General features: G+C 32.9%; 14 protein-coding genes. 9 read left to right on the top strand and 5 right to left on the bottom strand.

What is annotated here, in order from left to right:
* The first annotated feature begins 74 nt into the window (after window positions 1–74).
* The 4 genes from asnB (at window position 75) to secDF (ending at window position 8,156) form a co-directional block, all read left to right on the top strand.
* A complete protein-coding gene (gene asnB / locus ACEN2I_RS14900) occupies window positions 75–1,691 on the top strand; it encodes an asparagine synthase B (protein WP_441766891.1) in 1,617 nt (538 codons plus the stop codon).
* Between the two features lie 282 nt (window positions 1,692–1,973).
* Complete coding sequence (gene gyrB / locus ACEN2I_RS14895) at window positions 1,974–3,914, top strand: DNA topoisomerase (ATP-hydrolyzing) subunit B (protein ID WP_441766890.1); 1,941 nt, start codon at window positions 1,974–1,976, stop codon at window positions 3,912–3,914.
* Window positions 3,915–4,021: 107 nt separating this feature from the next.
* A complete protein-coding gene (gene mdh / locus ACEN2I_RS14890; protein ID WP_441766889.1) occupies window positions 4,022–4,957 on the top strand; it encodes a malate dehydrogenase in 936 nt (311 codons plus the stop codon).
* 226 nt (window positions 4,958–5,183) lie between these two features.
* Window positions 5,184–8,156: a protein translocase subunit SecDF gene (secDF, locus tag ACEN2I_RS14885; protein WP_441766888.1), complete on the top strand. Its 2,973-nt coding sequence runs from the start codon at window positions 5,184–5,186 to the stop codon at window positions 8,154–8,156.
* A 447-nt stretch (window positions 8,157–8,603) separates the two neighbouring features.
* Here the strand turns inward: secDF and lgt are convergent, their stop codons facing one another.
* From lgt to ACEN2I_RS14860, 5 genes are all read right to left on the bottom strand, one after another.
* The gene (gene lgt, locus ACEN2I_RS14880; protein WP_441766887.1) at window positions 8,604–9,536 is read right to left on the bottom strand and encodes a prolipoprotein diacylglyceryl transferase; all 933 of its coding nucleotides are present in this window, start codon (window positions 9,534–9,536) and stop codon (window positions 8,604–8,606) included.
* 67 nt (window positions 9,537–9,603) lie between these two features.
* A complete protein-coding gene (gene yidD, locus ACEN2I_RS14875) occupies window positions 9,604–9,843 on the bottom strand; it encodes a membrane protein insertion efficiency factor YidD (RefSeq protein WP_441766886.1) in 240 nt (79 codons plus the stop codon).
* 22 nt (window positions 9,844–9,865) lie between these two features.
* Window positions 9,866–11,344: a cysteine--tRNA ligase gene (gene cysS / locus ACEN2I_RS14870; RefSeq protein WP_441766885.1), complete on the bottom strand. Its 1,479-nt coding sequence runs from the start codon at window positions 11,342–11,344 to the stop codon at window positions 9,866–9,868.
* A gap of 132 nt (window positions 11,345–11,476) precedes the next feature.
* A complete protein-coding gene (gene folE, locus ACEN2I_RS14865) occupies window positions 11,477–12,148 on the bottom strand; it encodes a GTP cyclohydrolase I FolE (RefSeq protein WP_441766884.1) in 672 nt (223 codons plus the stop codon).
* A gap of 201 nt (window positions 12,149–12,349) precedes the next feature.
* A complete protein-coding gene (locus ACEN2I_RS14860; protein WP_441766883.1) occupies window positions 12,350–13,546 on the bottom strand; it encodes a pyridoxal phosphate-dependent aminotransferase in 1,197 nt (398 codons plus the stop codon).
* Between the two features lie 123 nt (window positions 13,547–13,669).
* On the opposite strand from ACEN2I_RS14860, the gene ACEN2I_RS14855 reads away from it, so the two are divergent.
* From ACEN2I_RS14855 to ACEN2I_RS14835, 5 genes are all read left to right on the top strand, one after another.
* The gene (locus ACEN2I_RS14855; protein ID WP_441766882.1) at window positions 13,670–14,992 is read left to right on the top strand and encodes a PDZ domain-containing protein; all 1,323 of its coding nucleotides are present in this window, start codon (window positions 13,670–13,672) and stop codon (window positions 14,990–14,992) included.
* Window positions 14,993–15,289: 297 nt separating this feature from the next.
* On the top strand, window positions 15,290–17,770 hold the full coding sequence (locus ACEN2I_RS14850) for a gliding motility-associated C-terminal domain-containing protein (RefSeq protein ID WP_441766881.1): 2,481 nt from the start codon (window positions 15,290–15,292) through the stop codon (window positions 17,768–17,770).
* A gap of 30 nt (window positions 17,771–17,800) precedes the next feature.
* Window positions 17,801–18,730, top strand: coding sequence for a PorP/SprF family type IX secretion system membrane protein (locus ACEN2I_RS14845; protein ID WP_441766880.1), 930 nt, complete (start codon window positions 17,801–17,803; stop codon window positions 18,728–18,730).
* 1 nt (window position 18,731) lies between these two features.
* Window positions 18,732–20,879 (top strand): OmpA family protein, encoded by a 2,148-nt coding sequence (locus ACEN2I_RS14840; protein ID WP_441766879.1) that lies wholly within the window; start codon window positions 18,732–18,734, stop codon window positions 20,877–20,879.
* 86 nt (window positions 20,880–20,965) lie between these two features.
* The gene (locus tag ACEN2I_RS14835; protein WP_441766878.1) at window positions 20,966–21,442 is read left to right on the top strand and encodes a hypothetical protein; all 477 of its coding nucleotides are present in this window, start codon (window positions 20,966–20,968) and stop codon (window positions 21,440–21,442) included.
* The last annotated feature ends 96 nt before the right edge of the window (window positions 21,443–21,538 follow it).

The raw sequence follows: 21,538 nt of genomic DNA, 5'->3' as shown, positions 1-21,538 counted from the left end.
CTTTCGTCGAATCAAATTGTTGAGATGAAGATTATTATAGATTTAGTAATAAAAATAAATAAAAATAGATTAATATGTCTGGATTATTAGCCGTTATTGGTAAAGGAAAAGACCCACGACTTGTAAAAGAGCTATCAGAAAGAATGTCGCATCGAGGTCCTGATGAAAGTGATTTGCATATTATGGAAAATGGCAGTGTTATTTGCCATGAAAGTTTATCAATTATAGATCTAAAGTCCGGCAAACAACCCATTCAGGGAACCAATAAAGGATGGGTAATACATGATGGGGAAATCTATAACTATCAGAAATTAAAAGATACGGTTTTAAAAAATCACACATTTAGAACAAAATCCGATTCTGAAGTAATAGTGCATTTGTATGAAGAATTTGGATATGACTTCTGTAATAAATTAGATGGTGACTTTGCCTTTGTTGTTATTGATGGCGATGATTATATTGCCGGCAGAGATCCAATTGGCGTGAAACCTTTGTATTATGGATTAGACGAAAGAGGAAGGATTTATTTTTCTTCAGAAATGAAATCAATTGCAGATCAGTGCAAATCATTTTCGACTTTTCCTCCGGGACATTATTATACTGCAAAAACAGGTTTTGTGAAATATTATGATCCCGAATATGAGGAATATAAAAATGCAAATCAACCACTTGATTTAAATTTGATCAGAGAGTCTTTAATTGAGGCTACCCGTAAACGTTTGATGAGCGACGTGCCTGTTGGCGTATTGCTTTCGGGGGGCGTAGATTCGTCCCTGACTTCTGCAATAGCATTTCGTTTATTAGCTGGAACCAAAGAGAAATTACATTCCTTTTCTATTGGTTTAGATGCTAATTCTCCTGATAATATTGCGGCAAGAAAAGCAGCAGATTTTATAGGTACTGAACATCATGAAATTTATTTTACGGTTCAGGATGGGGTAGGGATTTTAGAAAAATTAATTTATCATATTGAAACCTATGATGTTATTTCAGTGCGTTCAGGGGTACCAATGTATTTGCTGGCTAAAGCTGTAAAAGAAAAAGGGATAAAAGTGATTCTTTCAGGTGAAGGTGCCGATGAAGTTTTTGGAGGTCATTTGTATTTTAGAAATGCGCCTTCTTCAGATGAATTTCAAAAAGAAACAATTGAAAGAGTCCAAAAGTTATTTACAGCCGATCTATTACGAGCCGATAAATCGACAATGGCTCATAGTTTAGAAGCCAGGGTTCCCTTTTTGGATAAAGATTTTTTAGACGTTGCTATTAGAATTAAAACAGAAGAAAAACAGCCAAAAACGTATGAAGCTGTTGAGAAATACATTTTAAGAAAAGCATTTGATACACCTGAAGATCCTTATTTACCATCCGAAATTTTATGGAGGCAAAAAGAACAATTTTCAGATGGAGTAGGGTATAATTGGGTTGATCAATTAATTGAATATTGCACTTCCCAGATTTCAGATGAACAATTGGCGGGAGCAGCTTTAGAATTTCCGTATAATTCGCCAACAACAAAAGAAGCTTATTTGTACAGATCAATTTTTCATAAACATTATCCACAGGTAAGTGCTGCGCAAACAGTAAGGAAATGGATTCCAAAATGGCAGGATAATCTTGATCCAAGCGGAAGAGCTAATGTAGCCCACGTAAAAGCGGATACTGAAATTTCAAAATCAGGAATAACGGTCTGAAATTCCAAACAAGAAGAAATTTTAATAGAGAAATTCCAAATTGGAATTTTAAATATAAAATCCGAGATGATTTCAAAATCAGACTCGGATTTTTTTATTTACAAGTTTTGGATTTGGAATTTATTTTTTGGAATTTAAAACCGAAACTTCTTTTTTTATCCGCTTTTATTGATAATATGTTAATAACTTACATGCTTTAAATGGGAATTTAACCGATATATAAATTGCGTTTTTATATATTTGCGTGTTAGACAATAATTACATTTTTTTAGAATAAATTATATGAGCGAAGAAATCAAGAAGAACAATTATTCAGCAGATAGTATTCAGGCATTAGAAGGAATGGAGCATGTAAGAATGCGTCCATCTATGTATATTGGAGATGTGGGGGTTCGAGGGCTGCACCATTTGGTTTATGAGGTTGTTGATAACTCTATTGATGAGGCGATGGGAGGACATTGTGATACTATTGGTGTCGCAATTAACGAAGACGGATCCGTAACAGTTGAAGATAACGGCCGTGGTATTCCGGTTGATTTACATAAAAAAGAAGGTGTTTCGGCACTCGAGGTAGTAATGACTAAAATTGGTGCCGGAGGTAAATTCGATAAAGATTCTTATAAAGTTTCCGGAGGTTTACACGGTGTTGGGGTTTCAGTTGTAAATGCGCTTTCCGTTCACATGAAATCTACTGTTTTCAGAGATGGTAAAATCTATGAACAGGAATACGAAAGAGGAAAGTCAATGTATCCGGTTAAACAAATCGGAGAAACAGATAAAAGAGGTACGCGTCAGACTTTTTATCCGGATGATACCATCTTTACTCAAACTATTGAATTTTCTTATGATACATTATCAGCTCGTATGCGTGAACTTTCTTTCTTAAATAAAGGAATCACCATTACATTTACAGATAAAAGAGAAGTTGATGAAAAAGGCGAATTCAAAAGTGAAGTTTTTCACTCAGATGAAGGTCTTAAAGAATATATTCGTTATTTAGATGGTAACCGTGAACCAATTATTTCTCACGTTATCAGCATGGATCACGAAAAAGGAGAAATTCCGGTTGAGGTTGCGTTGATTTACAATACAAGTTATACAGAGAATATTTTCTCATACGTAAATAATATTAATACACACGAAGGAGGAACACATTTACAAGGTTTTAGAAGTGGTTTGACAAGAACGCTTAAAAAATATGCAGATGCATCCGGAATGTTGGATAAATTGAAATTCGAAATTGCAGGAGATGACTTCCGTGAAGGATTAACAGCAATTATATCAGTAAAAGTCGCAGAGCCGCAATTCGAAGGACAAACTAAAACTAAGTTAGGAAACAGAGAAGTAGTTTCTCCGGTTTCTCAGGCTGTTGGAGAAATGCTAGAGAATTATTTGGAAGAAAATCCAAATGATGCCCGTATCATTATCCAGAAAGTAATTCTGGCTGCACAAGCCCGTCACGCTGCTAAAAAGGCACGTGAAATGGTACAGCGTAAAACCGTTATGGGTGGCGGTGGATTACCAGGAAAATTATCAGATTGTTCTGAGCAGGATCCGGCAAGATGTGAAGTTTACCTTGTCGAGGGAGATTCGGCTGGTGGAACAGCAAAACAAGGTCGTGATCGTGCATTTCAGGCTATTTTACCATTGCGTGGTAAGATTTTGAACGTAGAAAAAGCAATGCATCATAAAGTATTTGAAAACGAAGAGATTCGAAATATTTTTACCGCACTTGGTGTAACTGTAGGAACAGAGGAAGATAGTAAAGCATTGAATCTTTCGAAATTACGTTACCATAAAGTAATTATTATGTGTGATGCCGATGTCGATGGTAGCCATATTTCTACCTTAATATTAACGTTCTTCTTCCGTTTCATGAAAGAATTGATTGAGGAAGGTCACGTTTACATTGCAGCTCCGCCTTTATATTTAGTTAAAAAAGGGAATAAAAAAGAATATGCCTGGAATGATGTTCAACGTGATCAGGCTAATGAAAGAATGGGTGGAAGTGCTGCTGTTCAGCGTTATAAGGGTCTTGGAGAGATGAATGCAGAACAATTGTGGGAAACTACAATGGATCCTAATTTCAGAACTTTGCGTCAGGTAAATATTGATAGCCTGGCTGAAGCTGATAGAGTCTTCTCAATGTTAATGGGAGATGAAGTTCCGCCACGTAGAGAGTTTATCGAGAAAAATGCAGTTTATGCAAATATTGATGCCTAATAAAATTTAGTCGTTAATTCGTTTAATTGTTTAAATTTACTAAACGATTAAACGAATTTTCGATTATTACATAAACGAATTAACTAATAACCAATAAAGTATAAAATATGAAAGTTACCATTGTAGGAGCAGGAAATGTTGGAGCCACTTGTGCGGATGTTATTTCTTATAGAGGAATTGCAAGCGAAGTTGTATTGTTGGATATTAAAGAAGGTTTTGCCGAAGGGAAAGCATTGGATATTATGCAATGTGCTACCAATACAGGCTTTAATACCAAAGTATCAGGTGTGACCAATGATTATTCTAAAACTGCCGGAAGTGATGTAGTTGTTATTACATCCGGAATTCCAAGAAAACCAGGAATGACTCGTGAAGAATTAATTAGTATTAATGCAGGGATTGTTAAAATAGTTGCGGAGAATGTGTTACAGCACTCACCAGATGCCATAATAGTTGTGGTTTCTAATCCAATGGATACGATGACTTATTTAGCTTTAAAATCAACTGGATTACCTAAGAACAGAATAATTGGTATGGGCGGAGCACTGGATAGTTCCCGTTTTAGAACTTATCTGTCTTTGGCATTAGATAAACCGGCAAATGATATTTCAGCAATGGTTATTGGTGGTCACGGTGACACCACTATGATTCCGTTAACTCGTTTGGCATCTTATAATGGCATACCTGTAACAGAATTTCTTTCAGAAGAAGTATTGCAAAAAGTTGCAGCTGATACTATGGTTGGAGGAGCTACACTTACGGGACTTTTAGGAACATCTGCCTGGTATGCGCCAGGTGCTTCGGTTGCTTTTTTAGTAGATAGTATTTTAAATGATCAAAAGAAAATGATAGCCTGCTCTGTTTTTGTAGATGGAGAATATGGACAAAAAGATATATGTATTGGAGTGCCTTGTATAATTGGTAAAAATGGTGTTGAACAAATTTTAGACATCCAATTAAATGATAATGAAAGTGCACTTTTTGCTAAAAGTGCGGATGCTGTTAGGAGTATGAATGATGCCTTAAAATCAATTTTAGCATAAAGATTTCCGAAAAAAAAGAAAAAGGCTGCACTTTTGCAGTCTTTTTTTTGAGATTAATTAATAAATAAATTGGTTAATCTTTTCGAGAATTATATATTTGCTCGGTTTAAAAAAAATGTTGTAATTCGTGATTCAGTTTTTTAGTTTCTAAAAATCATGTCAGGGCTTATTTTATGGGACTTTTAAAACAAAACAAACAATAAAACATAATTAATTTTTAGTAATAATGCAGAATAAAGGACTTATTAAATTTTTCGCAATTCTATTTGCATTGGTAAGTATTTACCAACTTTCTTTCACTTTTGTGGCTAACAACGTCAAAAGTGAAGCTAAGGCTTTAGCAGGAAACAATCCTGATAAAGAATTAAAATATTTGGATTCTATTGGTAAAGAAAAAGTATTGAATCTTGGTTTTACTGATTTTACTTATAATGAAGTAAAAAACAAGCAATTAAATAAAGGACTTGACTTAGAGGGAGGAATCAATGTGGTTCTTCAAATTTCTATTAAAGATGTTTTGAAAGGATTGGCTAACAATTCTAAGAATCCTGTATTTAATAAGTCATTAGCTGATGCAAGTGCAAATTTAGAAGGAAACAAAACCTATTTGAATAAGTTTTTTGAAGCTTTTGAAGCAAATTCAAACGGAACTACAAGATTAGCTTCACCAGATATTTTTGCAAACAGAAGTTTACAGGGAGAAGGTGGTATCGATTTTCAAATGTCTGATGCGCAAGCTCAAAAAGTAATTAAAAGAAAAGTTGATGAGTCTGTTGAAAGTGCTTTTAAAGTATTAAGAGAGCGTATCGATAAATTTGGTGTTACACAGCCAAACGTTCAAAAATTAGGTGAAACAGGAAGAATCTTAGTAGAGCTGCCAGGAGCGAAGGATGTTGATAGAATTAAAAAATTATTAGGAGGAAAAGCTCAGTTAGAGTTTTGGGAAACGTTTAAAATTGAAGAAATTGGAAACTTTTTAGTAGCTAGTAACGAAGCTTTAAAAAAGACGGAAATTAAAAAGACGGAAACTAAGGCAGTTGTTAAAGATTCATTGAATGCTTTATTAACTGATGCAAAAGATTCACTTGATACTAAAAAAGGAAACAATCCATTATTTGACAAAATGATTGGTCAGGGTGGTGGACCGGTTTTAGGCTATTTTGCCCCAAAAGATACTTCAGTTGTTAACGAGTATTTTAAAAGACCGGAAATCAGAATTTTATTGGCAGCTGATCAGCACAATGCGAAATTTGTTTGGAGTAAACCAACTACTACAAAAGATGCTAAAGGAAAAGATATTGAAGCTGTTGAATTATATGCATTAAAAGGAAATAGAGATAATGCTCCTGCTATGAGCGGTGGTGTTGTTACGGATGCAAAAGATACTTTTGACCAATTAGGAAAACCAGCTGTTTCTATGCAAATGAACAGTCAGGGCGCTAAAATTTGGGAAGAATTGACAGGAAGAGCTTTTTCTCAAAAAAGTTATATTGCTATTGTTTTGGATAATGTAGTTTATTCTGCTCCAGGAGTAACAAGTGGTCCAATTGCAGGAGGAAGATCTGAAATCACAGGTTCTTTTGATGTGGCTGAAACTAAAGATTTAGCAAATGTATTAAATGCAGGTAAATTACCGGCTTCTGCAGATATTATCCAATCAACTGTTGTAGGGCCATCTTTGGGTCAGGCTGCTATTGATGCTGGTACAATGTCATCGGTAATCGGGTTTTTATTAGTTTGTTTGTGGATGGTGTTCTATTATGGTAAAGCGGGTTGGTATGCTAACCTTGCCTTATTACTGAACTTACTTTTCCTTTTCGGAATTATGGCAAGTTTTGGTTTTGTATTAACATTACCTGGTATTGCAGGTATCGTATTAACATTAGGTACTGCAGTAGATGCAAATATTATTATATTTGAAAGAGCAAAAGAGGAATTGCGTGAAGGTAAGTCATTATCTGAAGCGGTTGTAACTTCTTATGGATGGCACGGTGCAATGCGTTCTATTATTGATGCAAACGTAACGCACGTTTTAACTGGAGCAATCTTGTTTATTTTTGGAACAGGACCAATTAAAGGTTTCGCTTTAACCTTACTTATTGGTATCGTAACTTCATTGTTTACATCAATTTTTATTGCCAGAATTTTTATTGATAGAAATATTGCTGGAAAAGGTGATTTAACTTTCTCTACAAATATTACTAAAAACTGGTTTACTAATTTCCACTTTGACTTTATCAAAATCAAAAAATTCACTTACATCTTCTCTTCAATTATTGTTGTAGTAAGTTTAATTTCTATCTTCTTTGTTAACGGATTAGACGAAGGTGTTGATTTCGTTGGAGGAAGAACTTTTCAAGTGAAATTTGAAAAACCAGTAGATGCTACAGTTGTTTCTGATGAATTATCGGCTGCATTCGGAACTCCTGTTGAAGCTAAAATTTTAGGAGACGATGATCAATTAAAAATAACAACTAAATACAAAATCAAAGAAGATGGTGTAGGTGTTGATAAAGAAGTAAATGAAAAATTATATGCAGCTTTAGCTAAATATTATACAAATTCATCTTATGATAAATTTATCAATTCTTATGATGGTAAAACTGTTGGAGTTTTACAAGCCTCTAAAGTTGGAGCTTCTATTTCAGAAGATATCAAAACAAACTCTTATTGGGCTGTAATTGGTGCGATGGCAGTTATTTTCTTATACTTAATGATTTCTTTCCGTAAATGGCAGTATTCATTAGGTGCGATTGCAGCTGTTGCGCATGACGTAATCTTTGTATTAGGAATTTACTCTTTATGCTATAAATTTATGCCTTTCCACATGGAAATGGATCAGCATTTTATCGCTGCAATTCTTACTGTTATTGGATATTCTATGAATGATACTGTAATTGTATTTGACAGAATTAGAGAGTTTATTCTAGGAAACCGTAAAGGTAGTTTTGAAGATATTGTAAATGCATCTATTAATACTACGCTATCAAGAACATTGAATACTTCATTAATGATGATTATCGTATTATTAACGATGTTTATCTTTGGTGGTGAATCTATCAGAGGATTTATCTTTGCAATGTTAGTAGGTATTCTTGTAGGAACTTACTCTTCGTTATTTATCGCTACACCAGTATTGGTTGATACTATTTCAAGTGATGATAAACATACAATCGAAGACAAGCATAATAAAGTATAATTTGCAAGTTTTAATTATAGAAAAAGATCCAACGAAAGTTGGATCTTTTTTTTGCCTTGATCTAATATTGATAAATTAAATTGGTTATACTAAAAGGCCAACTATTCTTTAGAAAGAATAGTTACTTCTCATTATATTTACAAGTTACTGTTTGCAATGTAAAAAACTCTTTTATGGATGCATTACATTCGCATACCTTTTGAAAAAGAGGTTTCTAATTTAGCCTCGATGGCAGTGGTATACTTTTTCTGGTCTTTTTATACAGAAAAGATATAACGGACAGCGAGACTGAACTTGTTGTGAATAATAACTTTCTGCTGCTGAAAATTAAAGCGAAAGATTTTAAAAATGTGCAGGATAATGATGATATGTGTAATTTATATTTAAAGCAAAAAAAATGCCCAATAGCTTTTAAAAAGTATTGGGCATTTTTGTATGTGGAATTTTTTAAGAAGCAGACAAAGGATTTCTTTGTGCTCTAATAATAAAGAAAAGTCCGATAATTATAAATGGAATACTTAGCCACTGTCCTGTTGAGAAGTATCCTAATTCATTTTCGAAACCTCCCTGACTTTCTTTTACAAACTCAACAATGAAGCGAACAACAAACAAAAGCACTAAAAACAATCCGAATAAATAGCCTGATTTAAGTCTTGCATTTGTTTTCCAATACAAGAAAAACAAGATTGCAAATACAAAAATATAACAAAATGCTTCGTATAACTGTGCAGGATGCTTTGCTGGTACCAGAGTTAGCAAATCGGCAAATTTAGGATCGGTCGCGATGGCGGTATAAGCTTCTTTTGGATCAGCAATTTTAGTTGCATTTACAGCTTCATTTTTACTGAACTGATCATGTAAAAAACGAATTCCGAATGCAGAGTTTGTTTCATGTCCTATGATCTCTGAATTAAAAAAATTTCCTAAACGAACAAAAATAGCACCGCTTGCCACAGGAATGACAACACGATCCAGAATCCATAACAATGGACGTTTTAAAATCATTTTACTGTAATAGTACATTGCAATAATAATTGCAATAGCAGCACCATGACTTGCTAAGCCCTGAAAACCTGTAAACTCAAATTTGGGTTCGAATCTAAATGGCAGGAAGATTTCAAGTAAATGGTTTCTAAAATATTCCCAGTCATAAAATAAAACATGACCTAAACGTGCACCAATTAAAGTAGCTAAAACAGTCCAAACGAATAAAGAATCTAATTTGTCAATTGATTCGTTTTCGCGTTCGAAAATATTTTTCATAAGATACCAACCTAAACCAAAGGCGATTACGAACATTAAACTGTAGTAGCGAATCATAAAAAATCCTAAATTGATTCCTTCTGAAGGATTCCAAACGATGTTTAAAGCTTGTGTCATGAAGTGTTATTTTTATATTTGTGTTGTAAAAATAAATATTTAAAACAGAGTAAATCTTTATTAAAAGTTAATGTTTGTGCGAACATTTCTTTTCAGGAACCGGATCGTAGCCGGTTCTACCCCAAGGATGACAACTCAAAATACGTTTCATTCCTAAGTATCCGCCATAAAATAATCCGTGTTTTTGTAAGGCTTCAATCATATAACTCGAACATGTTGGTTCAAAACGACATGACGATGGGGTAAATGGCGAAATCGCATTTTGATAAAAGCGTACTAATAAAACAAATGGCGTTATGACTTTCATGATTTATTAGAAAATGAATTGATTATACTGAGAAGGTTGTGCCATCTTTTCCGTCTTTCAATTGAATACCCAAAGCAATCAACTGATCGCGAATTTGGTCTGAAAGGGAAAAGTTTTTATCTGCTCTGGCTTGATTTCTCATTCCGATAAGCATATTGACAACGCCTTCCAGTTTATCATTGTTGCTATCTGCTGCTTTTTCATTGCTTAAACCTAAAACATCAAAAACGAAAGCATTAACAGCTGATGTAAATATTGAGAGATCTTCTGCAGTGATTGTTTCTTTCCCTTCTTTCAATAAATTAACATACCTAACTGCTTCAAATAATTGCGCAATTAAAATTGGTGTATTGAAATCGTCGTTCATGGCATCGTAGCACAATTGTTTCCATGAAGCGATATTTATAGAACTTGTTGCGCTTGTTGTGATCGTTGGTAAAGCAATTAAGGCTTCCATCAGTCTTTTATACCCTTTTTCTGCAGCAACAATAGCATCATCGGAGAAATCTAATATGCTTCTGTAATGTGCCTGCAACATGAAAAATCGTGTCACGGATGCAGAAAAAGCTTTACTTAAAATGTTATTATCTCCGCTTAAAATTTCTCCCGGTAAAATATTATTTCCGGTTGATTTTGCCATTTTCTTGCCATTTAAAGTAAGCATATTGGCATGCATCCAGTAATTTACCGGCGATTGGCCTGTACAAGCTTCATTTTGTGCAATTTCACATTCGTGATGCGGAAATTTTAAATCCATTCCGCCCCCGTGAATATCAAAATGATTTCCCAGGTATTTTGTACTCATTGCGGTACATTCCAGATGCCAACCCGGAAAACCATCGCTCCATGGCGAAGGCCACCTCATGATATGTTCTGGTTCTGCTTTTTTCCAAAGTGCAAAATCCTGTGGATTTCTTTTGTCTGACTGGCCATCAAGATCACGGGTATTGGCCAGCATATCTTCGATATTTCTACCACTTAAAACGCCGTAATTATTGGTTTCGTTATATTTTACAACATCAAAATATACCGACCCGTTGGCTTCATAACCAATTCCGGTATCGATAATTTTTTTGATGATTTCGATTTGTTCAATAATATGCCCTGTTGCAGTTGGCTCAATGCTAGGCGGTAAAAAATTAAAAGACTTTAGAATATCATGAAAATCTACTGTATAGCGCTGTACAACTTCCATTGGCTCTAATTGTTCCAAACGTGCTTTTTTAGCTATTTTGTCTTCACCTTCATCAACATCATCAACGATATGGCCAACATCTGTAATGTTCCTAACATACCTGACTTTATAATCAAGATGTAAAAAATACCTGAAAATTACGTCAAACGACATAAATGTTCTTACATTTCCTAAGTGTACATTGCTATAAACGGTAGGTCCGCAAACATACATTCCAACATTTCCTTCATGAATTGGATTGAAATTTTCTTTTTCACCCGAAAGTGAATTGTATATTTTTAGATGTTGACTTGTATATAATGGCATTGTTAAGATGTTTGTTGGTGTTTTAGGAGCTAATCCTGCTATCCGCTGTATCTTTTATGGTGAACCCCACCATAAAAGGATGCCGCTACTATCAGGGCTAAACCAGAAATATAATAGAAATATCGTATTAAATTAGAACTGAGTGTCTAATTTAATATAGTCTAAAAACTCTCTTTTTGTTTGAGGATCTTTAAATTTTCCACCAAATTCAGACGTTACTGTACTGCTTTCAATATCTTTAATTCCTCTTGAATTTACGCAAAGGTGTTTAGCATCAATTACGCAGGCAACGTCTTCCGTGCCTAAAGCTTTTTGAAGTTCCTGAACAATTTGCATAGTAAGACGCTCCTGAACCTGAGGTCTTTTAGCATAATATTCTACGATTCTGTTCATTTTTGATAAACCAATAACTCTTCCGCTTGAAATATAAGCTACGTGTGCTCTACCGATAATTGGCAGTAAATGGTGTTCGCAGGTAGAATAAACAGTAATGTTTTTTTCTACTAACATTTCGCCGTATTTGTAATTATTGTCAAAAGTAGAAGCTTTTGGCTGTTTTGAAGGGTTTAAGCCACCAAAAATCTCTTTTACAAACATTTTTGCTACTCGGTTTGGAGTACCTTTTATACTGTCATCAGTCAAATCCATTCCAAGAGTTTGCAGAATGTTTTCGACATCTTTTTTTATTCTTTCTATTTTTTCATCATCGCTTAAGTCAAAAGCATCCTGTCTTACAGGGTTTTTCGCATTACTGCTAAAATGATTGTCTCCTATTTCGTCTTGAAAATCTTCGTTATTTATCATTAAACACTACTATTAGTATGGGTATATTCTTTTAAGGCGGTAAAGATAATTAATAAATAGGAAACCTTTTCTATCGTTTTTACTATTTAATTGCTCCTTTTTGGATATAATTTAATTTAAAAAGAAATTGGTGTTCTTTAAAAACACAAAAGACAATAGCTTAATTAGTTATTGTCTTTTGAAGAGTGCGTTTCTGCTTAATTATTTTATATTGTAAGCCAAGAGTGCCTCTTTTAATATGTTTACTGCAGTAATTAAATCTTTTGTGTTTAGAACATATGCAATCCTTACCTGATTCAACCCCATTCCGGGAGTTGAATAGAATCCGGCTGCAGGAGCAACCATTACAGTTTCTCCGTTAAGATCATAACTTTCTAAAAGCCATTGCGCAAAATCTTCAGAATTTTCTATAGGTAATTGTGCAATGCAATAGAAAGCTCCTTTTGGTTTAGTTACAATCACGCCTTCGATTTTATTCAATTCTGTAATCAAAGTATCGCGACGGCTTTTATATTCTGAAATCACTTGATCAAAATAACTTTGAGGTGTGTCTATAGCAGCTTCACAAGCAATTTGCTCGATAGTTGGCGGGCTTAGTCTTGCTTGGGCAAATTTCATTACCGTGGCTAAAACTGCTTTGTTTTTTGTAACCAAACATCCAATTCTTGCACCGCACATACTGTAACGTTTTGATACAGAGTCGACCATGATTACATTTTGGTCTACATCTTCTAAATTCATTACAGAAAAGTGAACATCATCACCATCATATAAAAATTCACGATATACCTCATCGGCAATTAAATACAAATCGTGTTTTTTTATTAATCCGGCAAGTTGCTTAATTTCTGATTCAGAATATAAATAACCTGTAGGATTTCCAGGATTACAAATTAAAATGGCTTTTGTTCTTGGCGTAATCAATTTTTCGACATCTTCAATACTAGGTAAAGCAAATCCACTCTCGATTGTTGAGATTACAGGAATAACTGTTGCACTTGTCGATGAGGCAAATGCATGATAATTAGCATAAAATGGCTCCGGAATAATGATTTCGTCTCCAGGATCTGTAATTGTGGCTAATGCAAATAATAAGGCTTCAGAACCACCAGTAGTTACTATGATGTCTTCTGAGTTAACATTTACATTTTGACTTTGGTAAAATTTTGCTAATTTTTTTCTATAACTTTCATATCCGTCTGACGGACTGTATTCTATAATGCTTAAATCAATATTTTTTACCGCCTCGATGGCCACTTCGGGTGTTTTGATATCCGGTTGACCAATGTTTAAATGATACACTTTTTTTCCTTTTTGTTTTGCAAAATCTGCATAAGGAGCTAATTTGCGTATCGGTGATTCGGGCATGTTTCTGCCTTTGTTTGAAATTGTTGGCATGTGTTTAATTATTGAAGTGCAAATTTGCATTTTTTTTTTCGAATTTAACGTAACCAATAGAGGGAGTTCTGAAAATGTAACAATAATCACTATTTTTAGTAATTTTATAATAAAAAAATATCAATGAAAAAATATATCATATTGTTTTTTGGGCTTTTGGTATCTTTTACACTATATGCACAGGATGATTTTCTAATTGAAAAGAATAAAAAGAAAGTTGTAATTCCTTTTAAGTTAATTAATAACTTGGTTTTTATACCTATAAAAGTGAACGGTATTGAGTTGAATTTCTTACTAGACTCAGGAGTCGATGAAACAATTTTATTTAGTATGGAAGACAAAAAAGAGGTTAGCTTTAATAACATAGAAAAAATTAAACTTCGGGGACTCGGGAGTGAAGAAGAAATAGAAGGATTAAAATCAACAAATAATGTTCTGGAAACACATGGTTTAAAATCTATAAATCATTTGGTTTATATTATTTTAGATCAGGGATTCAATTTATCCTCACATATTGGAATTCCGGTTAACGGAATAATTGGCTACAAGTTTTTTAAAAATAATATTGTAGAAATTAATTATCAAAAGAGAAGAGTTTTTGTGTATCAAAATAATGAAAACGTTAGACGTAATTTAGATAAAAAATTTAAAAGAATGCCTATAACGGTTGAAAAATCAAAACCGTATATTGTTGCTGGCGCAATGATTGACAGCGAAAATATTCCAGCTAAATTACTTGTAGATATTGGCAATAGTGATGCTTTTTGGATTTTTGAAAATGAAAAAATAAAATTGCCTAAAAAGAATTTTCCTGATTTTTTAGGGAAAGGATTTAGTGGTGATATTGAAGGTCACAGGGCAAAAATTTCAAAATTTTCGATTGCTGATTTCGGGTTTAAAAATCCAATTGTTTCTTTTCCGGATTCAAGTTCCATCAAAAACGTAAAAATGGTTACCAACAGAATTGGTTCTGTAGGGGGTGAAATTTTAAAACGATTTACCGTTGTTATGGATTATGCTGATAAAAAAATGTATCTGAAAAAAAACGGTAAATTCAATGATCCTTTTAGTTACAATAAAAGCGGAATTACAATTCAGCATAATGGTTTGCAATGGGTTCAAGAAACCGTTCATTTAGAGACCGTTAAAGTATATACTTCAATAAATGATGATAATATTGATAGAAAAAAGGATGATTTTAGATATAAATTTCAATTAAAACCTATTTTTGAAATTGTTAATGTCCGTAAAAAATCAGCAGCAGAAAAAAGTGGTTTGCAGAAAGGAGATATAATTATTAGTATAAACAAGAATAAACCTTATAAATATACTTTACAGCAAATTAATAATCTTTTAAAATCGGAAGAGGATATTTGGATTAATTTAGAAGTGGAGCGAAATAGTGTATTATTAAAATTTCGTTTCCAATTAAAAGATGAATTGTAGTTTTTTCCTAATTCATGTGTTTTATATTTGATAATTAGATGGTTAGTTGGTAGTTTTTTTTGCGAAAAAGCCAAATAAGAATGTTTTTTATATTTTTATTGAATAATTTGAGTATTTTTAACAAAAATTTAATGATATTTTATGGTTAAAAAATACTTTTGCTTAATTTTTTTTTGCTTTTATATTCTTATTTTATTTCCAACAAAAAGTTTTGCGCAATGTGCTGGTCTTGATTCTTCGACTCCCTTAGAAATTTGTAATATACCTGATATATCCAGTCAGACAATATCTCTTTTCATGGCATTAGGAGGAAGTCCTGTTGTTGGCGGCACATGGTCAGATGATGATAATTCGGGTGGCTTAAACGAAACTACAGGAATCTTAAATGCTCAGGTAATTCCTTTAAGCGGCATTTATCATTATACTTATACCGTTACTGGTGTCAATGGCTGTAAAGATAATTCGGCAACTGTTGAAGTCATAATTGGAGGGTATGCAGGTGTAGCTGAAAGAGCTTTGGCTTGTAGTGATGATCATGCTTTTAATCTTTTTCAGATATTTAACGGCAATAGTTATTTGACCCCGCAATCTGGTGGTAATTGGTATAATGATTCAAAAGGCATCCCCGTTGCGAGTATGATTGACGCTGAAACTTTAGGAATTGGAACTTTTCAATTTACTTATTCGATTCCTGCAATTGGGAACTGCCCGGCTGTTTCTTCAACTGGATTTGTAACTGTTTACAGATCGCCTGAGCCTGGAACTCCTTCAAAGTTAATATTATGTGAAGACAGTGATTTCTCAGTATATTCTAATCTTGATTTGAATGATATGGTTGCAGATGAAGACAGTGGAGGTACATGGAAAGACGACAATGGTACAGGGCAGATTACTTTTGTGAAAGACCATAATATTGACGTTCAATACATCTTTAATCATTATGGAATAGGAACTTATACTTTTACATATACTGTTTTGCCAACAAGTCCTGTTTGTGATAAAGAAACAGCAACTGTAAGGATTAAAATTGAAAAGAAATTCGATTTTACTGGAGCCACAATTGAGGTAAAAAAAGATATTTGCGAATCTGATATTCAAACGGCAACTTATTCGGTAATATTAAATCAAGGAATCCAGAATATTCCAAACGGACAATTTTATATTGAGTATTCGGTTTCAGGACCAAATGGAGGTATAAATACGGCATTTTCAACATTTAATAATGGCGTTTTAACTTTTCCATTAAGTACAAATTATTTTCGTCAACCCGGAAGTTTTAATGTAGTTATTACAAAAATAAGTGAATCAGGAAGTGAAGGAGGCTGTGTAAATATCATTAATAATTTATCAGATGTTTTACATATTTATAAAACTCCGGTTTTAAATGGGGCTGTTTTGACAATAGTTAAAACTTGCCAAAATAAAAGTACTGAAGCATTAATTTCAAACGCTTCCGGATTAGAAGATGGTACTTACACTATTTTGTATAATGTTTCGGGGTCTAATACAGCAACGGTTCAAAGTGCGACTATAACTGTGACAGGAGAAAATGCAGCTTTTACAATTCCTTCAAGTTTAAATAAAAATGCGGGTAATTCAATTATTACTATCACTAACATTACGAATGCTGCCACGCCTTATTGTACTAATACTGCTAATTTAAACGGAAATTTAATTATAAATAAACTTCCGGATGCAACCAATGTCAAGGTAGTGGTTTTAGATAATTGTTTCAATGCTCCCTTTTCTGCTTCACTTTCTGGTTTGGGAATACTGACTAATGTTACAATTTCATATTTGTTGTCAGGTAGTAATTCGGCAGTACAGACTGTTACTTTGAATGTAACTGATGGAAAAGCCAATTTTCCTATTCCTTCTATTTTACTTCCAAATGCTGGCTCTACAATTATTTCGATTACTAATCTGGTAAATAATGATACGACTTGTGATTTGAATTTAACAACAGTTTTCGACACATTTACAGTAAATGCTATTCCGATCACTCCAGTTGCAGGAGATGTGTCTTTTTGTAAAGCTGACGGAGCAACAATTGCAAATTTAGTTCCAAACGGAGCTCGGTATAAATGGTACAATTCATCAAATCTTACGATTCCTTTGCCCAATACTTATGTTTTAAAATCAGAGGATTATTGGGTAATAGAAACTTCAACAGCAGGCTGTACTTCAGATCCAACAAAAATTACAGTAATAGTAAGCGATTCGCCTGCACCATTCTTAGATACAGATGGGCAAAATTTTTGTGGTTTAGAAAATCCAACTATTTTAGATTTGTCTTCTAATACTAATGCAGCATCAACAGTAGTCTGGTATGATGCTGTAAGTAATGGTAATTTGCTAGCTTCGACTACACCATTAACTGATAATGCTATTTATTATGGTTTCGATTTACCAACAGCAACAAGTTGTATTTCACAAGATCATATTGAGGTAAAGGTTTCTTTGTCTCATTGCGATGATTCCGAATATGCAACATTTTTTGTTCCTGACGGTTTTTCCCCAAATGGAGATAATGTAAATGACACTTTTACAATTCTTAAAATTGATTTTTTGTATCCGGATTATACTTTGGAAATTTATAATCGATATGGAAATGTGTTGTTTAAAGGAAATAAAAATAAACCGGATTGGGATGGAAGAAATTCTCAAGGAGCCGGCTTCGGTGATGGAATAGCGCCAAATGGAGTCTATTTTTATGTTATCCATTTTAATAAAGATAATAAATCGCCTCTACAAGGTCGTCTTTATTTAAATAGATAAATCTTCATTTACATTTTAATATAGTTTCAAATGAAAAAAACAATACTTTTTATAAGTTTCCTTTTTTATATCACATCAGCATCTGCGCAGCAAGATCCCGAATATACACATTACATGTACAATATGAGCGTTGTTAACCCGGCTTATGCAACAGGTACAGCTGCAATGCTGAACTTAGGAGGATTATACAGAACACAATGGGTTGGGGCAATAGGAGCACCAAAAACATTTACTTTTTTTGGACATACAGCCGTAAGTGAAAAAATTGAAGTTGGAGCTTCATTAATTTCTGATGATATTGGTGATGGTGCAAAAAAAGAAAATAATTTCTACGCTGATTTTGCTTATGTGCTGCAATTAGGAGGAAAAAACAAACTTTCTTTAGGAATAAAGGCCGGGTTTACTTCTTTACAAACTAATTTCAACGGATTTCGTTTTACCGATACAGCTACAGATTTGGCTTTTGCCGAAAATATTAATGTTACAAAGCCTAATATTGGAGCAGGAGCCTATTATTTTACTGATACATATTATGTTGGATTGTCAGTGCCCAATTTACTAAGCTCAAAACATATTGAAGAAAAATCAGGAATTAACACTTATGGTTCCGAAAATATACATGCTTTTTTTACCGCCGGATATGTTATTCAAATTAATAATGAATTTAGATTAAAACCGGCATTTATGTCCAGGTTTGTGTCAGGAACTCCAATTTCGGTTGATCTTACTGCAAATGTTTTATATAATAACAAGTTTGAGCTGGGTGCTGCTTATAGAATTAATGATGCGTTAAGTGCTTTAATGAATATAAATATTACTCCGTCTCTTCGAATTGGATATGCTTATGATTATACGATTTCAAACTTAGGGCAGTTTAATTCAGGAACTCATGAAATCATATTACTTTTTGATTTAGATTTATTAGGAAAAGGATATGATAAATCACCAAGATTCTTTTAAAATGAAAAAAATAAAAAAAATAAAAAAACTATTCGTTATTATATCCGTATTTTTTATACAGTTTATAAACGCACAAGATCAGGATTTGGCAAGAGCCAAACGTTTTTTTGAAAGAACATATTATGTTGAAGCTATTACTTTATATGAGAAATTAGTAGATGAAAAACCGTCTCATGAGGTTATTAAAAACCTGGCAGATTCATATTACTATACTAATGATCTGATAAAAGCACAGCGTTATTATAGGCTTCTAATTAAAAACTACGATAAAGATTTAGATAGAAATTATTATTTTAAATATGCTCAAACTTTAAAAGCGACAGGTAATTCTGAGGAATCAACAGCTGCTTTGAAAACATATTACGCAAAATCTGCAAATAAGGAAGATTTGGCCAATTTTGAAAAAGATAGTAAGACTTTAGAAAATGTTTCCGCTATTGGAAATCGTTTCGAAATTAAAAATCTGGCATTAAATACACCAAATTCAGAGTTTGGGGCAGTAATACACAATGATAGCCTTATTTTCTCCGGTGTGAAATTGAAACCGGGATTATTTGATAAAAAATATAAATGGGATAATGCCACCTATTTGAATTTGGTAGCAATACCTCTGAAAAGTATTAATTCTCCGGATCAGATTTCGCATTATTTTTCGAAAGAATTAAAAACGGGAATGCACGAATCGAATGCAGTTTTTACAAAAGATGGTAAAACAATCTATTTTACCCGTAACAATTCTAAAAACGGAAACAAAATAAGAAATGATGAAAAAATTTCAAATCTCCAGATTTTTAAAGCTGAATTGGTTAACGGAAAATGGACAAATATAGTTTCACTTCCATTTAACAGTGATAATTATTCTGTTGAACATCCGGCTTTAAGTGCTGATGAGAAAGTATTATATTTTGCTTCTGATATGCCGGGAACATTAGGTTCTTTCGACATTTTTTCAGTAAACATAAATCAGGGAGCTTTTGATACTCCGAAAAATTTAGGACCAATTATTAATACTGATAAAAGAGAACAATTTCCGTTTGTTTCTAAAAACAACAAACTTTATTTTTCATCAGATGGACATTTAGGCTATGGGTCTCTAGATATTTTTGTTTCTGAAATTAAAGAAAAAGAATATGAAAAGCCTGTAAATATTGGTATGCCTGTTAATTCAAATTTAGATGATTTTTCATTCTACTTTGATTCGGATACAAAAGAAGGTTATTTTGCTTCTAATAGGAAAGGAGGAAAAGGCAGTGATGATATTTATCAGTTAAAAGAAATTAAGGATTTAATTGTCGAAGACTGTAAGCAATTTATAACTGGAATAATAACAGATACTGATACAAAATTAACCTTAGAAAATACGACTGTGATACTTCAGGATTCAGCTAAAAAAGAAATGAGTTCCATTATTACAACTGCTGACGGAAAATTTAGTTTTACTGTTTCTTGTGAATCGCCTTATACGATTTTGGCTTCTAAAGAAAATTATACGAGTAATTCTAAATCGATAACATCAGGTAAGACCAGAAATGCAAATAATGATGCTTCGATGACACTAAAATCATTAGAGATTGTTAAGCAGGAAGAGAAGCAAATTGCAGAAAATAAAAGAAAACAAGAACTTATTTTAGAAGAAGAAAATAAGAAAAAGGAAGCTTTGGCTTTAATTGCATTGAAAGAATCAGATAAAAAAGCCAAGGCAGATAAAATTGCAGCTGCAGAAGTCAAGAAAAAGGAAAAGGTCGATCAAATTTTGGCTCAGGAAAAAGATGTTGTACGAGATAAAGACCGATTGATTATAAAAACAGACCCTATATATTTTGACTACAATATGTGGTACATTCGTAAAGAATCTAAAGTAGTTTTAGGCCGCGTTGTTGCCTTGATGCAAAAATATCAGGATATGGTTATCGAAATAGGATCACATACAGACTGTAGAGGAAATGCTAAATTTAATGAAGATTTATCTCAAAAAAGAGCAAATTCGACCAGAGAATTTATAATAGAATCGGGAATTAATGCAAAAAGAGTTATGGCCAAAGGTTACGGAGAATCTGTACCAATAATAAAATGCAAAACTGATGATGCATGTTCAGAGGAAGAACACGAATTGAACAGAAGAAGTGAATTTGTGATTAAGAACTTGTAAATAAGTGAAAATTTAATTAGGGATCTCTTTTTTTTGGTTCTTTTTTATTTATTTTTATGGATAACAACCTATATAAATATTAAATTATGAAAAAGCCAATTATATTTTGTCTGCTTTTTGCTTTTGTTGGATTTCAAAGTTGTAAAAATAATGACAAGCAAAAAGAAGCAGAGGCAGTAAAAGCTGATGATGAAAAGATTATTACTACTGAATGCTACAAAGCAGTGTACGAAAATGACACTATTGATTTAGATCTTTATACTTTAAAAAGTGGAAAAATAGGAGGAAACATGGTAATGAAAGTTGCTAATTCTCCTGAAAAGACCGGTGAAATCAAAGGAGAATTTAACGGTGACACCTTATTTGTTGATTATAGTTTTAATGATGCAGCAAATAAAAATACTAAATTTAAAAATCCAATGGCATTTTTAAAACGTGATAAACAGCTTATTTTAGGAAATGGAACGATACAAACGACTATGGGTGTTTCTTATTTGGTAAAAGACAAACCTATAGATTTTGAAAATGTGAAATATAAATTCAATAGTGTTAACTGCGAATAATTGAAAATAAATTAGTTGTTAAAAATTCGATATGTTTTTCTGTCGGGTTTTATTAAAAAAGAATAAAAAACTCCGTTTCTTAAAGTTAAGAAACAG

Source organism: Flavobacterium sp. W22_SRS_FK3 (assembly GCF_052113665.1).
Classification (GTDB): Bacteria; Bacteroidota; Bacteroidia; order Flavobacteriales; family Flavobacteriaceae; genus Flavobacterium.
The sequence above is the reverse complement of the archived record's forward strand: the minus strand, read 5'-3'. Positions and strand labels throughout refer to the sequence as shown.